This window comes from Streptomyces sp. SUK 48 (assembly GCF_009650765.1).
Taxonomy (GTDB): domain Bacteria; phylum Actinomycetota; class Actinomycetes; order Streptomycetales; family Streptomycetaceae; genus Streptomyces.
Window position 1 is genome coordinate 2177295 of record NZ_CP045740.1, and the last position, 15714, is coordinate 2193008.

Here is a 15714-nt window from a genome sequence, read left to right on the forward strand (position 1 = left end):
CCGCGATGGCCCCGATCGATCTCGACACGTATGTGAAGGGTGTGCTCGACGGGAAGCGGGCCCTGGTGGCCCGCGCCATCACGCTCGTCGAGTCCACCCGGCCGCAGCACCGGGTGCTGGCGCAGGAGTTGCTGACCCGGCTGCTGCCGCACAGCGGCCGGGCCCGGCGGATCGGCATCAGCGGGGTGCCGGGGGTCGGCAAGTCGACGTTCATCGACGCGTTCGGCACCATGCTGACCTCGCTGGGCCACCGGGTCGCCGTCCTCGCCGTCGACCCCTCCTCGACCCGTACCGGCGGCTCCATCCTCGGCGACAAGACGCGGATGGAACGGCTGTCGGTCGATCCGGCGGCCTTCGTGAGGCCCTCCCCCAGCGCGGGCACGCTGGGCGGGGTCACGAAGGCCACCCGGGAGTCGATGGTGGTGATGGAGGCGGCGGGCTACGACGTGGTCCTGGTGGAGACCGTCGGCGTCGGGCAGTCGGAGACGGCGGTCGCCGACATGGTCGACACGTTCCTGCTGCTCACCCTGGCCCGCACCGGCGACCAGTTGCAGGGCATCAAGAAGGGCGTCCTGGAGCTGGCCGACGTGATCGCCGTCAACAAGGCGGACGGGCCGCACGAGCGGGACGCGCGGGCGGCGGCACGGGAGCTGGCGGGCGCGCTGCGGCTGATGCACGGCAAGGACGCGTTCTGGACGCCGCCGGTGCTGCATTGCAGCGCGCGTGAGTCCATGGGGCTCGACACGGTGTGGGAACGGCTGGAGCAGCATCGCACGCTGCTGGACTCCACCGGCAGGCTCACCGCCAAGCGGCGGGACCAGCAGGTCGGCTGGACCTGGGCGATGGTCCGCGACGAACTCCTCGGCCGGCTGCACGCGGACCCGGCGGTCCGGGCGGCGGCACCGGAGCTCGAACGGCAGGTCAGGGAGGGGAAGTTGACGGCGACGCTGGCGGCGGAGCGGATTCTGGGGACATTCGAGGGGGGCGGCGCGGGCCGGTCGGAGCCGGCGGGCTGAGTCCTGGTCGGCGGAGTCTTGGTCGGCCGGTCGAGGTCGGCCGGGTCCAGGTCAGCGGAGTTTTGGTCGGCCGGTCGAGGTCGGCCGGGTCCTGGTCAGCCGAGGCCGCCGCGCTCGCAGATCCGCCGGGCCACGTCCCGGAGCTTGATGTTCTTGTCCTGGGAGTAGCGGCGCAGCACGTCGAACGCCTGGTCCTCGGTGAGGTCGTGGCTGCCCATGAGGATGCCCATGGCCTCGCCGATGACGTGCCGGGTGGCGACGGCCTGTTCCAGCTGGGCGTGGGTGCGGGCGCTGGAGAAGGCGACGGCGGCGTGCGAGGCGAGCAGCCAGCCGGCCGTCTCGCTGGCGTCGCCGAAGGCACCCGGGCTGCGGGAGTAGATGTTCAGCGCGCCGAGGTCCTCCTCCTCGGTGTAGAGCAGGAAGCCCATCATGCTGCCGAGGCCCAGCTCGCGGCCCGCCCTCACATAGCGGGGCCAGCCCGCGTGCTCCTCGCTGAAATCGGTGATCCGGAACACCCGCTCGTCGCTCTCGGGGCGGGCGACGTCGTAGCACGGTCCTTCCTGGAGCCGCTCCTGCGCCTGGTCGCTGTCGATCACCACCTGGTCGGTCGGCGCGAGGGTGCGGACGCCCTTGGCGTGCAGGAGGAGAATCCCGGCCGCGTCACAGCCCGGGACGAGCTCGGTGGCGGACCGGGTGATCCGCTCCAGGGTGTCGGTCACCGTCTCCTGCGCCAGCAGTTCCCGCGCCAGTGCGGCCATCCGTTCGGCGAACACGCGCCAATCCATCGTTCTCCTCCCTGCCTGCCTTCACCAGACCGACCACCTGCCCTGTTTCCACCATCGCATCCCTGCCCGACCCCGGCCGACCGGGACACACGAGGGCGCGGGGGCGGGGGCGGAGGGGCCGCGGGGGCGGGGGCGGAAGGGCCGGGGCGGGAGGGCGGGGACCCACCCGGGAAGGCGAGGCCGGCGGGTGCGCAAGAGTCGATCCGCACCGCTCCGGAGGGGCCCGTCGGGTGGCCGAGGGTCGGGCCGCGCGGGCACAGGGGAGCGAGCCCGGCCGGTCACCGAGGACCCGGGGGCGCGGGGCTCCGCGGAGCGAGGGCCCCGCGCGGCCCGTCAGTTCTCCTGTTCCGGGAGGACCAGGCGGAAGGCCGCCCCCGTCAGGGCGCGGTTGTCGGGGTCGAGGATCTCGATGTCGGCGGAGACGTCGTCCGTGGCCCGGGACCGGAGGAAGCGGCGGACCCGGTGCAGGCCCCGGCCCCGGCCCTCGCCCCGGGTGGTCCAGGTGGGCCCGAAGATCCGCGCGGGCCGTGACCGGGCCCGCTCCGGCAGGCCGGGGCCGCTGTCCCGCAGCACGACCAGCACCTCGGGGCTCTCCCGCTCCACCAGGATCTGGAGCACCCCGTCCTGCCCGGCGAGGGCCTCCGCGGCGTTGTCCATCACCTCGTAGAGCACCACGCGCAGCTCGGGCTCGGGGACCGCGACCCGCAGTCCGGGCGGGCAGCGCACATCCAGTCCCACATGCGGGTGCGCCTCCTCGAACTCGGGCCCCAAGGAGCCGAGCAGCGGGCCCAGTTCGGTCTCGGCCGCCGCAACCCGCCGGAGGTCTTCCAGGGACAGCTCAAGTTCGATCTCCTCGCCGAACTCGTCCAAGGCGGAGGGGCTTTCCCGCAGCCGGGGATACACCGGCAGGGTCGCGTAACGGTTGAGGCGCCATGCCCGCGGGCCGTCGCCCCGTCCCTCCCGCTCCAGGGCGAGCCGGCCGAGCAGCACGGTGAGCTGCTGCTCGGCCTCGGCCCGCAGCGCTCGTACGACACCGCCGGGCGGCACCCGCAGCTCGCCGTCGCCGTCCGGCACCGGGGTCAGCAGACCGCGGCGCACCAGCTCGTCGACGGCGCCGGACACCCGCGCCCTGACCCCGGGCCCCGCGCCGCACGCCTCCGCCATGTCCGCCGCCTCGTCCCGGCCGACCTGCCCGCCCACCGGGTCGCTCGCCGCCAGCGCCGCCCACCACGCCGCCTCCGCCGCGGGCCCGCCGCAGCGGGCCGTCAGCTCCTCGCGCAAGGCATGGGTCAGCGCCTCGTCCCGCTGCCAGCCGCCCTCGGCCGCCGCCCAGCGCCGTACGGGGCCGGCGTCGTCGGCGGGGTCCTGCGCGTACCGCAGCATCACCAGCAGCAGATGCGGGTCCATGCCGGTGCAGTGCTCCATGGCCTGCACGGCCGCCGGTCCGCAGCCCAGCGACAGCCGGCTGATCCAGCGCAGGGTGCGCCAGGCCACGTCGGCCTCGCCGCCCAGGATCCGGCCGAGCTCGGCACCGCTGTGCCCGGCGAGCGCCGAGACCGGCCACTGCGGGGCGAGAACGCCGAGCAGCGCCGCGGCCCGGTCCGGTACCTCGGCGAGCACCACCAGGCGCAGCAGGTCCCGCAGGGTCAGTACCGCGGTGGGCCGCCGGTCGGTGTAGCCGGACGGCTCCACCTGGGGGCCGACCGCCACACAGGGCCGCTCGTCCTCGCCGGTGTCCGGCAGGCCGACCGCGCCGGGCCCGCCGACGTACAGGTCGACGCGTCCGGTGGGGTGCAGCCGGGAGAGGGCGGGGCCGCCGAACAGGCCGTCCAGGAAGGTGAGATGGAAGGCGCTGTGCTCGACCGGCGTGGCCGTCAGCGGTCCGGGCGGCACCCCGAGGAAGCAGCACAGGGCATGGGCGAACCCGGCGGCCGCCGCGGCCGACAGATCGTGCTCCAGCCTGCCGTACGCCGCCAGCAGTTCCTGTCCCTCGCGGTCGGCCGCCCGCCAGTCGACGAACGCCGGAGGCCGCAGCCGTCCGGGGTTGAGGTGATAGTCGAGGAACTGGCGCGGGTCCCACTCCGCCTTCCAGGCCGGCGGCGCGGTCATGCCCTCGGGGATCGGGGCGCCGGGCGGCTCGCGGTTCAACAGGGCGGTGGCGGCGACGAGTTCACCGGCGTCGAGCAGAGCCCTGACCCGGGCGACCGCCTGCCCCCGCGCACCCGCGCGCTCCGTCGGGGGCAGCCGGTCGGCCAGTGCGCGGGCGGCGTCCGCGATGCGCCGTTCGAGATCGTCCGCCAGCGCGTCCAGCCGGGCCACGACCCCGGGCCGCCCCGAGCGTGCCCGCTCCACCAGCGCCTCGGTCCCGGCGGGGTCGTCCTCCCACGCCACGCCCGCGCCCTGGGCCCGCCGGGCGAGGGCGCCGAGCCGCTGCCGTACCAGCTCCGCGGCCCTCACCCGCAGGCTCTCCAGCTGCCGGGCCAGCCGCTCGGCGTCGTACGGGCGCAGGTCAGCGCAGCCGGCGAGCAGATACTCGGCGGCGTCGAACTCGCCCCGCTCCAGCAGCTCCTCGCAGACGAGGCCCACGGGGCGGCCGCCGAGCCGGGCGAGGACCGCGCGGGCCAGCTCGACGGCGTCCTCGGGGCCGTACGACGACTGCCCGCGCGTCAGCAGGGCCAGCACCTCGGGGTAGCGGAACCGGCCGGGCCAGGTGCCGAGCAGATGCCGGGCGCCGTCCAGATGGTTCCGCACCTGGCTGTCGTGGCTCGGCGCGCTCATGCGTTCTCCTTCCCGGCCTTCGGCAGCGCGGACAGCGCCTCCAGCAGGGCCTTGGCCGGATGGCAGGCCGGTTCGCCCAACTCGTCCGCCTCCTTGAGCAGTTGGTGCCAGGAGCCGTCCAGGTGCAGGGCGAACCGCCGTTGGGCGGCGGTCAGCCGGGGTGCGGGCGAACCCTGGAGCTGCTCCTCGGAGCCGGCGACGAGGGACCTGGCCTCGGCGACGAACTCCGCGATGTTGCGGGCGTAGGCGAAGTGGTTGCTCCACTCGATCTTGCGCAGGCCGAGGTCCGCGGACATCCGGTCGAGCTGGGTGCGGATGTCGTGCTCGCCCTGCGGCAGCTCCTCGGCCACCGGGACCCAGCGGTCGGCCGGCCGGGGGTCGCGGGCCATCTCGCGGACCCGGGCGAGGATGCCGCCCGGCCGGAACAGGGCGCGGTGCAGCTTCTGGCCGTCCGTGAAGCTGAAGTGGTTCTTGGCCTGCTCGAAGGCGGCCACCCCGGCGGCGAGCCCGGCCCAGCGCTCGTCGGAGCGCGCCGAGCGCTCCTGCCCCGCCGCCCATTCGTCGACGTCCTGCAAGGGCAGCGGGGCCGGTGCCGCCTCGAAGCAGGCGCGGGCGGCACGGGCCAGTTCCAGCCAGGCCGTCGGCAGCCCCTCGGCGGGCGCCCCCTCCGTCAGGTGCCGGCAGGCGAGCCGGCCCGTGTCGCCGCCGTGCAGCAGCATCTCCGCGACGGCGCCCGCGAGCGCGACGGTGCGCTGCTCGGGCGGGGCCGACTCCAGCGCGAGGGCGCTGAAGAAGAGCTGCTCACCGAACGGACCGTGCTCCAACGGCAGGGCGACGGCGGCCAGTTCGACAGACAGCGCGCCGGGGCCCCCGCCGAGCAGCGGGGTGAGCAGGTACGCCTCCATGAACGCCCCGCGCCGCCAGGCGTCCTCCAGAAGCCAGCGGGACCATTTGCCGGCGTCGGGACGGTGGGTGTCAGTGTCGGGGCGGTAGGCATCGGTTTCAGGGCAGTGGGTGTCGGCACCCCGCTCCCCCGTGCCGACCGGGCCTTCCGCGTCGCCCCGGCCCATCAACAACGCCGCCGCGTACCGCCGCAGCTCCCCCGCGCCCCGGCCCGCCCGCTCCCGCTGGGCCAGTGCCGTCCACGGGTCGTCGTCCAGCGGGATGGCGGCGAACACCCCGGCCGTCGGGTGGTACTCCGGCCCCTCGGCCCCGCTGTCCCCTGCGTCCCCGAACCACTCCGGGATTCCCAGCTCCCGCGCGAAGTCCACGGTGAACGCGGTCCCCACGATGTGCAGCCCGACCTGCGCCACCGCGCCCTGCCCCGGATGCGTCGCCCCGTGCCCGACCGGGTGACGGCTGCCCACCACCAGCTCGTGATCGCTGAGCACCGCCCGCGCCCTGGCCTTGCCGACACGCAGGGTGCCGTCCGTCTTGAGGGCCTTGAGCAGGGCGTCGTACGCGGTGGCCGTGCGCCGGCCGCCGCTGAGCGAGGGATGCTGGAGGTGCACGACACCGCCGGCCTCCCGCAGCCGGCGCAGCCGCAGGGCGAGGATCTCGTCGCAGGCTTCGTGCTCGGCGCGGTCGTCGGTGACGGCGAGCCGTTCGCCCGCGCTCGCGAGGAGGCGGCCGGCCACCTCGGTGTAGGCGCCGTCCCATACGGCGCGCACCACCGGGTCGGTGCCCCGGTACACGTCGTTCACCGCGTCCACGAGTTCGCGCAGCACCCGGCCCCAGGCCGCCGCCCAGCCGACCTGGAAGCCCACCGGGTCCTCGTCCCACCCCTCGGGCAGTTCGGGGGCTTCCCACCGCCACCAGCGCGCGGGCTCGGCCGGGAGTCCGCGTCCGGTGCGGCCGAAGTCGTCGGGCGCGATGGCGATGCTCCGCGCGGTCTCCCAGTAGGTGTAGACCCTGCGCACCCAGCTGAGCAGGTCGGCCACGCACAGCGGGGGCGTGTCGGCGTCCTCGGAGGGTTCCACGAGCACCCCGGCGCCGGTCTCGGCCGACAGGAAGCCGCGGGAGCCGACGTAGGCGGCGCGGTTGTCGCAGATCAGCAGCGAGGCCGCGCTGGAGCTGCTGCGCTTCTCCAGCAGCACCTTGCCCAGGTAGCGGGCCTTCAGGTCGAACAGGGCCGTCTCGACCCGGGGTTCGAGTCTGGCCGTGGGGTGGTCGCCCCACAGCAGGACGAGGGTGGCGCCCCGCTTGAGAGCCTCTTCCAGGCCGGGCAGCAGCGGGTTGAGGGCGTCGTAGGCGATGGTGGGCGCGGCCAGCACCAGTTGGTGTTCGGCGCGGTCGATCAGGTCGCCGACGACATAGCCGACCCCGGCCCCGGGCGCCACCCGGTGGGCCCCGCAACGGGCCCTGCGCGCCTCGGAGATCTGCTCCCGCAGCTGGTCCGCCCTGGACTTCAGCGCGTGGTGCCGGCCGGGCAGGTCGGGCAGTTCGGGGGCGTCGTCCAGGCCCTCGGCGAGCTGCTCCAGATCGCGGATCAGCTCCTTGAGGGTGTCGGGCCGTACGACCTCCGGGACCTGGCGGTTCAGCAGCTTCTTGACGAAGGTGCTCTCGGACCGGGTGCGCAGCAGATGGGTGATGTGTGCCTGGAAGAGCTGGGCGCCCCTGCGTCCCCAGCCGGGCGGCGCCTCGACGGGCACCGCGGCGATCTGGCCGCTGCCGGGGTCCCGCTTCACCACGACCTCGACCGTGCTCCAGCGGACCGCCTCGGGCGGGCTGAGCACGGGGTTGGTGAACGACACGTTCAGCACCCGGCGGCGCACGCCCCGGTCGCGGCGCTCCTCGGCGACGGCCCGGCGGACGGCGCGCAGCAGTTCGGTCTGGGGCAGGTCCTCCGCGAAGACGCCCCGGGCCATCGGCATCTCCAGGGCGCCCAGCGGCACCCGGACGCTTCCGTCCCGGTACGGCAGGATCGTCTCGGTCACCGGGTCGAACAGGAACTTGCGTGAATCCACGCTGGTGGCGACGGCCTGCGCGCCGTCGCCGTCGCCGAGCACCGCCTCGGCCGCCGGGGTGCCCTCCAGGGTGTGCGAGGTGAAGTCGACGGCGAGGAAGCCCCGGCTCCACAGGGCGTGCACCACGTCCAGCATCAGCCGGCGGGGCAGCGAGAAGAGGTCGCCGAGGGAGTCGACGGTGGTGCGGCCGCCGGCGACCGCCGCGAGCACCAGTTCCTCCAGGGTCGAGGCGCCCGTCTCCGAACCGAGTTCCACCCTCAGGGTGATCACCCGGCAGGGCAGGGCGACCAGGGTCGTCTCACTCACCGGCGTCCTCCGCTGCCATGGCTCCGGCGGCGCCCTCGGGCGTCTCGTCCCGCGGCACGGGTACGACCGCCCGCCGGCCGCCGGTGATCTCCTCGGTGACCGCGTCCACGATCACCCCGCTGTCCCGGAACGCCTCGATGACCGTCCCCCAGTCCGCTCCGCCGTACTGCTCGAAATGCGCCAGGTCCCCGACGACGACGAGCAGTTGGCGCGCCCGGGACAGCATCACGTTGACCACCTCGGGCTGCGCGGTGTGCCCGATGTTGCCCCGGGCGCCCTCGCCGCGCACGGCGCTGCGCACCAGGGAGACGATCACCACCTCGGCCTCGCCGCCCTGGAAGGAGTGCACGGTGTGCACCCGCCCCCGAAGCCCCTTGGCCTCCAGGATGCCCGCCTGTTTGCGGTAGGGGGTGATGACGACGAGTGCGCCGGGGTCCGTGCGGTGGGCGAGGCCGAGCCGGGCCACGAGGTTGTCGATCAGTTCCGCCTCGCCCTCGTTGCCCCAGTAGGGGGTGTCGCGGCAGCCGTCGTGGCGCCCGGTGTCGAGCCACACCAGCGGCGCGTTCGTCACGTACGGCGGCTCGGTGCGGCCGTGGATCTGGTCGATGAACGGGTCCGAGGTCAGGAAGGTGCCGGTCGGGCCCGCGTCGGGGTAGAAGGCCCGGGCGAAGGGCGTGGCGATGTCGGGGTGCATGCGGAACTGGGTGACCAGGACGTCGACCGGGCGTCGCGCGGAGGCGGTGCGCCGCGGGTCGTGCCCGTCGAAGAAGCGCCGGAACATGTGCAGATGGTCCAGATAGGCGTCCTGGTTGGCGTGGTGGGCCTGGACGCGGTCGTGTTCGTGGGCGGCGAGCCCTTCGAGGAAGTTCCGCATGTCCTGGGCGCGGTGCGGGCCGAGCTGCTGGTAGTCGCCGACCAGTGTCCAGCGCACGCCCCGGACGAGTGGCATGACGACCTCGGTGGGCCATGCCTTGGCGGCCTCCTCGATGATCACCCAGTCGAACATGTCGCTCGGGTCGCGGACCTCGTCGGACAGGGTGCCCGCGATGGAGCAGGTGGCGAAGACGATGTCGGCACCGGACTTCACCCGCTCGATCAGCTCCAGCTGGGTGTCGCCCGCGAGCTCGGCCCACCGCTTCATCAGCCGCTTCTCGTCCTCGTCGCGCGCCCCCTCGCAGCCCCGCTCCACGCGGCGGACGATGTGCGCCACCAGGTCCCCGACGATGTTCTCCGCCGTGAACTTCCGCACCGAATCGGGGGCTTCCCCCCGCTCCCTGGTGCGGGACAGCTCCCGCAGGGCGAGCAGGGAGCGGTCCTCGATGCGTGGCCGCAGCTCCTTGACGATCTTCTCGGCGAGCTGGTCGAGCGCGTCGTTCGACTGGGCGCTCACCAGGACCCGGGCTCCGTGCTCCATCTCCAGGAAGTCCCGCAGAGCCTTGGCCACGACGGTGCTCTTGCCGGTGCCGGGCGGCCCCTGGAGGGCGTAGAAGGGGTGGAAGCGCAGCATGTTGGAGACGATGGCCTGGCCCTTGCCGCGCAGCTCGCTCTGGTCGCGGCTGGTGACCCCCCTGCTGCGCAGTTCGATGGCCTCCGGCGCGTCCAGGATGCGCACCAGGCCCGGCTTGTGCGCGAGGGAGTCCAGCCCACGCGCCTCGCGCCGCAGTTGGGTCTCCGCGCCGCGGTCCTCGTCGGGCCGGAGCCAGCCGCGCTCGGGCACCTGACGGCCGCCGAGCGGCTGGATCTGCACCGAGTCCGCGTCCAGCCGTACCTTCAGCCGGGCCTCCACGGCCCGGCCGCCGAAGTAGGGGTCGGTGGGGTGGCCGTCGCGGCCGGTGCGGTCCTCCACCAGGGTGACCCGCGCCCATTCGTTCTCGGTGAGCAGCTGCCGGGCGAAGTCGCCGAGGGGCGGCCTGCGCCGGGGCTGGGCGTAGGAGGTGAGCAGCGGGTCGCCGTGCAGCCAGCGGCGGTCGCGCTCGTGGTCCTGGGTGAGCACGATCGCGTCACCCTCCTCCGAGCGCACCCTGACATAGGGGTACTGGCGGGCGCGCAGGGCGACACCCTGGTACTCCAGCATGAACCGGTACGACCGCAGCAGTTTCTGCGAGCCCTGGTGGTCGACGGCGCGTTCGGTGACGACCGCCTTGGTCAGCTCCTCCCAGGAGGGCCGCGTCTCGCCGCCCTTGTCCAGGGTCTGGCCGACCCAGAAGGGCACGAGGTCCACCTTGCCGATGCTGCGCCGGGGCCAGGCGGTCAGCAGATCGTCCGCGTACCGCTTGTCCAGCAGGTACTTGATGACCAACGTGTCCTTGTGGATCTTCTTGCGGCGGCCGGAGATCGCCTCGTCGTAGTGGAACGCGCAGAACCACACGGCCTGGTTGCCGATGAGCGCCCACTCCGCCTCGGCCTGGGACTGCGGGGAGTCGCCGTGCACGAAGCCCTGGGCGCCGCTGGGGCTGTGCACCAGCTGGGCCTGGCGCAGCTCGTCCTCCAGGAAGGTCTGGAGTTCCCGGCAGCCCTCGGGGGTGTCGGGGCGGTGGTCGGTCCAGCCCCGGCTCTCGTACACCGTCTGCACGGACTTCTCCGGCATGAACGCCAGCAGCCGCGGCTTCTCGTCGTGTTGCTCCACCGGGGCGAAGCCGAGGGTGATCTCCGTCCAGTGGCGTTGCAGCGCGGCCGCCGCGTCGAAGGAGGAGATACGGCCGCTGGGGGACGGGTCGAGCATGTCCCCCAGCGCCTCGCGGAGCCGGCGCGGGACCCTCGTGGCCCCGGTCAGCGCCCGGCGCATCGCGGTGTGCAGCGCGGCCAGGGTCTCGGGCAGCCGGTCCTCGGGCGACCGCTCGACGGCCGCGCACTCTCCGGGCAGCAGCTCGGTGACGGCGCCGAGGAACAACTCCCAGCCGAGCACGCCGAGTCCGAACACATCGGTGCTGCCGTGGTCGAGCCTGCGCACCCGCACCCGGCCGAGGAGCGAGGGGTGTGTCTCGGGCGCGAGGTAGGCGAGATGGCGGGCCCGGGGGACGCCGGCGGGCGGGGTGAGGAACAACTCCCGTACGTCCTGCGAGCGATGGTCGTCCGGGCCCGCGACGTGGTGCAGCAGGTTCTTGAGCAGGGCGCTGAGTTCGAACCGGGTCAGGGCGAGGGCCGCGCGCTCCGGCCGGCTCGGCTCCATGGCCAGCCTGATCGCGCCCAGGGTCAGATTGCGGTGCACGATCCGGGTGCCGTGCAGCTGGCTGAGGGCGTCCACCAGCAGGCTGAACTGCTCGAACGCCACGACGGGGTGCCCGCGGACCCACTCCTGTACGTCGCCCCAGTCCTGCTCCGCCAGGGGTCCCCCGACCTTGCGGGTCATGATGAAGGCCACGCGGTTCGTCTTGTCGAACCGCCCGTCCACGATCTCCGGCAGCGCCGGGTGCCCGAGCATCCGCAGCCGCAGCAGATTCCGGACCTCGTGGTCCCACAACTCGCCCGCGAGATCGTCCACTCCGTGGAAGAGCGACACCTCCCGGGGCGGCTCCTCCCCGTGCGGTGCCCGCAGCACGAACCGGGTCAGCCATCCGTCGATGACATGCTCGACCCCGCCGTCGAGCTCCCAGCCGCCGCCCTCCGGCGCGTAGACCGCCCGCCCGCCGGTGAAGAGGTCCTTGATCTGGAACTCCACGTCCAGCTCCGCCCACGGCTCGTCCATCGTGGTCCCCGGCTCATCCATCGTGGCCCCCCGTTTCGTCGTCCCTGGGACTCGAGCTCCCGGTTTCGTGGTCCCCGGGACCGGCGCTCCCGGCTTCGTCGTCCCCGGGACCGGAGTCCTCGGCCGCGCCGGTGTCCCGCTGCCGGGGCTCCGCCGCCGTCACGGACAGGACGACCACGCCGTCCCTGAAGGCCACCGCGAGCCGCCCGCCGGACAGGGCCGACAGCCCCAGGACCGGGGAGCCGAGGCGGATGCGGTGGCCGGGGACGAGGGGCCGGGCGGCGTCCGGGCCGGTGGTCCAGAGCTGGACCTCGCCGTCGTCATCGGCGCTCGCCCGCATCCCCCGGTACGGCGCCCCGCGCAGCCGCACCAGGCCGCTGACGTCGCCCTGGTGCGCGCGCGTCACGGCCTCGGGCCGGCGGCCTTCGGTGCCGTCCCACCCCGGGCGGCCGGCCGCCCGGACCGCCTCCCCGGTCAACTCCCGTCCGTCGGAAGCCCGCAGGACCCGTACGGCCCGCTCCGTACGCCCCGACGCCCGCACCTCATGACACAGCGCCAACGCCTCGGCCCTCTCCTCGGTGACGTACCGGTGCATCCCGATGATCCGGCCGAAGGGCACCCCGGCGCCCGGCGCCGCGCCGGTCAGGTGGGCCGAGGGGTCCCAGAAGTGGATGGCCGGACCGCGCTCCGCCGCGGCCGCCACCACCCGCCCTCCGTCAGGTCCCGCCAGCACCGCGAGCGCGCGGACCCCGGCTCCCGTTCCCCCGCCGACCGGCCGGCGGGGCTGGTCCGCCGCCAGGGCCCACAGGCCCCGGGGGTCTCCCCACAGGACCGTCCAGCCGGAGTCCCGCGCCCGCCACCCGGCGAGGGCCGTGGCGCCCCCCGCCCTGAACGGCGGCCCCGGTACGCTCACTCGCCCGACCGCCGCATGCCCTTCGGACGACGCGTCCCACCACCACAGCGAACCGTCGTCACAGGCCACCGCCAGCTCCGCCGGCGCCATCGCGGTGAGCCCCGCGAGCTGCCGCCGCAAACTCATGGTGTGCAGCAGCCGCGGCGCCTCCCCGGCCACCTCCCACAGCGTGAGATCCCCGGCCCGCTCGGCCACCGCCAGCCACCGCTCCCCGTCCGGCCCGGTGACCGCCGCCAGGCCCACCACCTCGCTGCCGGGCGCGCCCGGCGCGGGCGACAACCGCACCCCGCCCGGCTTCCCGTCCGGGCCCGGGTCCAGCAGTGCCACCCAGCCCGTCTCCCCGGCCACGGCGAACCGCCCGTCGGGCAGCGCCACCAGCCGCCACACCGGCTCGGGCGCCTCCACGACCCGCTCATCGGCATACGCAGCGCTCCCCGCAGCGGGGCGCCAGACGCGCAGGGTACGGTCCTCATGCGCCGATACGACCAGGCCGGGCCCAGCCCCACCCGGGGCAGCGCCTGTCGCCCCCGAACCTCCGTCGGCCGTGCCCGGGACACCGCTCGCCGCCACCGCCGTGACCGGGCTGTCGGAGCCGCGCGTCAGCAGCACCGGGGCGTGGGTGCGCCAGGGTTCCCACAGCGTCACCGAGCCGTCGCGGGCGCCACTCACCAGCCACGGCCGGCCGGGGCACGCGGCGACGGCGGTCACCATCTGCCCGGCGTCGAGCTGGAGATGCGGTGGCGTACGACGCACCGCGCCCCAGCACACCTGCCACGCCCCGCCGTCCCCGGCCGGGTGCGGCACACCGCGGGCGCGCAGCCCGCCGAGCTGGCGCAGCCCGGGCCGGTCGGCGGCGGCCGAGCGCTCGATCAGATGGGCCGAGGCGACCGTGCCCAGGATCTCGACGGGCAGGTCGGTCGGCACGGTACCGCCACCGCTGCGCCCCGGGGCGAGCGCGAGCGCGCACAGCGCGGCAACGCGGAGCTGGTCCACCACACTTCGCCGTGCGGCGAGTCGCCGCCACCCGGGGGCGCCGCAGTCGGCCGCGTACTCGGCGAGCCGGCTCTCCAGGTGCGGGCTCGGCGGCCGGCCCCCGGCGATCTGGTCGGCGGCCAGCTCCAGCAGCGCGCCGAGCAGAGCGAGCCGCTGCTCACCGGTGACGTCGGCGGCCAGCCGCTCGGCGTAGGTGCGGTGGGCCAGCCGGTAGACACTGCGCCGGTCCTCCCCGTCCAGCAGCACATAGGCGGCGGCCTTGCCCAGGAACTCCGTCAGCGTCCGTTCGTCCGGCGCGCACCCGCTCTCTCCCGCCAGCGCGCCCGCCGCCCGCAGCCAGATCCCGTCCGCGCGCGGCAGTCCCCGGCCGTGGCCGAGCGCGAGCGCCCGCAGGAACGGCAGCGCCATCGGCAGCTCCGCCGCGATCCGCGCCACGGCCGCCCCGAACAGCCCGGAACGGTCCTTGTCCAGCAGCTTCAGGAGCGCCGGCCGCGCGCCGGGGTCCCGCGACAGCACCCCTGGATTTTCCTCGATCTCCTGCACGAGCAGCGCCACCTGGAGGAACTGCCAGGCCCCCTCGCGCACATGCCGCTCGACGGCCGCCCGCACCGTCCCGGCCACCGCTTCCGCCCCCACGGGATCGGTCCCCGCCGACGGCGCGTCCGCCCCGTCCCGTGGCGCGTCGACGCCCTCTCCCCGTGCCCTGTCCACGAGTGCCCTGCGCACTCCGGCGGCGGCGTAGGCACCGGCGGCGACGGGGTCCGGCAGGAGTTCCAGCACCCGCGCTCCGCCGGTGTGCGAGCCGAGCACCGTCGGCAGATCGATCCGGGCGGCCTCGGGGTCCCCGTCGTCGCCGGGTGCCCGGCGGGTGCCGATGATCAGCGAGACCTGGGGATGCTCCGTCGCCGCGCGGAGCAACTGGGCCGTCGGCACGGGGTCCCGCGCCTCGTCGAGCGCGTCGGCGATCACGAGAATCCGTTCGCCCGGCTCCGGGGAATCCGGTCCCCACTCCTCTGCGGGCGTCCGGCTCGCCCTCACCCCTTCGAGCCGTTCGCGGACCTCCGCCACGGTGCTCCCGGTCAGCCGCAGCACGGCCCCGACCCGGGCCCCCGCCGCCCTGAGCCGCCGCAACGCCTCCCCGAGGAACGCGGACTTGCCGACGCCGGGCGCCCCGGGCACGATCAGCACCCGCTCCGGCCCGGGCCCGGTGCCCCACCGCACCACCTCGGCCAACTCCGCCTGGCGCCCGGTGAAATGCGGTACGACCTCCAGGAATCCGGCGCGCTCCCGCTCCTGCGGCGATTCGACCGACCGGGACCCGGTCACCGGCACGGTGTCGAACTCCCGCTGCCTGCGCCGCTGTTCGGCCACCGTGGTGACCCCCGGCAACGGCACCCGGTCCCGCACCAGCAGCTTCAGCTCCGCACAGGACTCCCCGACGAACTCGCAGTAGTGGTCCGCCTGGATGAAGAACCGGCGCAGCTCATGGAGTTCGAGGACGTCATGGCTGGTGAGCGCGTCCAGACAGTCCTCCAGCGTCTCGCGGAACGTCCCGAGGTACGCCTGCGCCGCTTCCTTCCCCGTCGCGATCAGCAGAATGGAGTGGGGTGCGTCGCCCGTCGCGGCCGAACGATCGAACCGTTCACGCACCGCCTTCGCGAAGTCCGACGACTTGCACGCCTCGATCACCACCATCGCCCAATGCCCGTCCGCCCGGAGTCGGTTGTCCGACTCGGCGTAGAGATGATGGGCGAACAGGTCGGGCGTCAGCTGCGCGCAGTCCCCGCGCTCCGCCGAGCCGGGCACGAGCAGGGCCGGCCCCATGGCGCCCCGGCGGCCGTGCCCCAGCCAGACCAGGGCCGAGGGCCGTTCCTTCTCGCGGCGCTCGCCGGGGTCGCCGTACCTCCCCGACCAGCGCGCGAGTTCGTCGTCGGCCGCGCCGAGGGAGTCGACGGTCCCGGACCCGGTGGACGGCCGTACCGGCTGCCCCCCGATCCTGCGCAGTACGTCGAGCACGGCGGCCGCCTCCGCCGCCGTGTCCGCCTTCGGATACCCGGCGACATGCCCGACGGGCACCACCAGCGCGTCGAACGCCTCCGCCACCGTCCCGTCCCGGACCGCCGCGCCCTGCCGCGGCACGACGGGCGGCACGGGTGGCGCGGGCGGCCCCGGCGACGCGGGCCCGGCGGCCCCTGCGCCGGTCACGGTTCCGTCCCCGTCCCCCACGGCCGCCGGCTCGCGCCCCGCCGCCACCAGTTCCGTCGCCATGGCG

The 15714-nt window shown here is 74.8% G+C and carries 6 protein-coding genes; 1 reads left to right on the forward strand and 5 read right to left on the reverse strand.

Translation table 11 applies throughout. From position 1 onward, the window contains the following. The first annotated feature begins 5 nt into the window (after positions 1-5). Positions 6-1016 carry a methylmalonyl Co-A mutase-associated GTPase MeaB gene (meaB, locus tag GHR20_RS09185; RefSeq protein ID WP_111580907.1) on the forward strand — a complete coding sequence of 337 codons (1011 nt, stop codon included), beginning with the start codon at positions 6-8 and terminating at the stop codon, positions 1014-1016. A 95-nt stretch (positions 1017-1111) separates the two neighbouring features. Here meaB and GHR20_RS09190 read toward each other — a convergent pair whose 3' ends face one another. The 5 genes from GHR20_RS09190 to GHR20_RS09210 form a co-directional block, all read right to left on the reverse strand. After that, entirely contained in the window at positions 1112-1801 is a 690-nt protein-coding gene (locus GHR20_RS09190; protein ID WP_111580906.1) for a GAF and ANTAR domain-containing protein, read from the reverse strand. A 333-nt stretch (positions 1802-2134) separates the two neighbouring features. Then, the gene (locus GHR20_RS09195; protein ID WP_153812898.1) at positions 2135-4579 is read right to left on the reverse strand and encodes an ATP-binding protein; all 2445 of its coding nucleotides are present in this window, start codon (positions 4577-4579) and stop codon (positions 2135-2137) included. After that, the gene (locus GHR20_RS09200) at positions 4576-7851 is read right to left on the reverse strand and encodes a hypothetical protein (protein ID WP_153812899.1); all 3276 of its coding nucleotides are present in this window, start codon (positions 7849-7851) and stop codon (positions 4576-4578) included. Before GHR20_RS09200 ends, GHR20_RS09195 begins: the two co-directional genes overlap by 4 nt. Continuing rightward, on the reverse strand, positions 7844-11557 hold the full coding sequence (locus tag GHR20_RS09205) for an AAA domain-containing protein (RefSeq protein WP_153812900.1): 3714 nt from the start codon (positions 11555-11557) through the stop codon (positions 7844-7846). The genes GHR20_RS09200 and GHR20_RS09205 overlap by 8 nt, the downstream gene beginning before the upstream one ends. Continuing rightward, the gene (locus GHR20_RS09210) at positions 11550-15710 is read right to left on the reverse strand and encodes an AAA family ATPase (RefSeq protein WP_153812901.1); all 4161 of its coding nucleotides are present in this window, start codon (positions 15708-15710) and stop codon (positions 11550-11552) included. Before GHR20_RS09210 ends, GHR20_RS09205 begins: the two co-directional genes overlap by 8 nt. Positions 15711-15714 lie beyond the last annotated feature (4 nt).

What these genes read in the sequence shown, in the direction of transcription:
- meaB (WP_111580907.1), top strand. Translation starts at nt 6, where the DNA reads ATGGCCCCGATCGATCTCGACACGTATGTGAAGGGTGTGCTCGACGGG.
- GHR20_RS09190 (WP_111580906.1), bottom strand. Translation starts at nt 1,801, where the DNA reads ATGGATTGGCGCGTGTTCGCCGAACGGATGGCCGCACTGGCGCGGGAA.
- GHR20_RS09195 (WP_153812898.1), bottom strand. Translation starts at nt 4,579, where the DNA reads ATGAGCGCGCCGAGCCACGACAGCCAGGTGCGGAACCATCTGGACGGC.
- GHR20_RS09205 (WP_153812900.1), bottom strand. Translation starts at nt 11,557, where the DNA reads ATGGATGAGCCGGGGACCACGATGGACGAGCCGTGGGCGGAGCTGGAC.
- GHR20_RS09210 (WP_153812901.1), bottom strand. Translation starts at nt 15,710, where the DNA reads ATGGCGACGGAACTGGTGGCGGCGGGGCGCGAGCCGGCGGCCGTGGGG.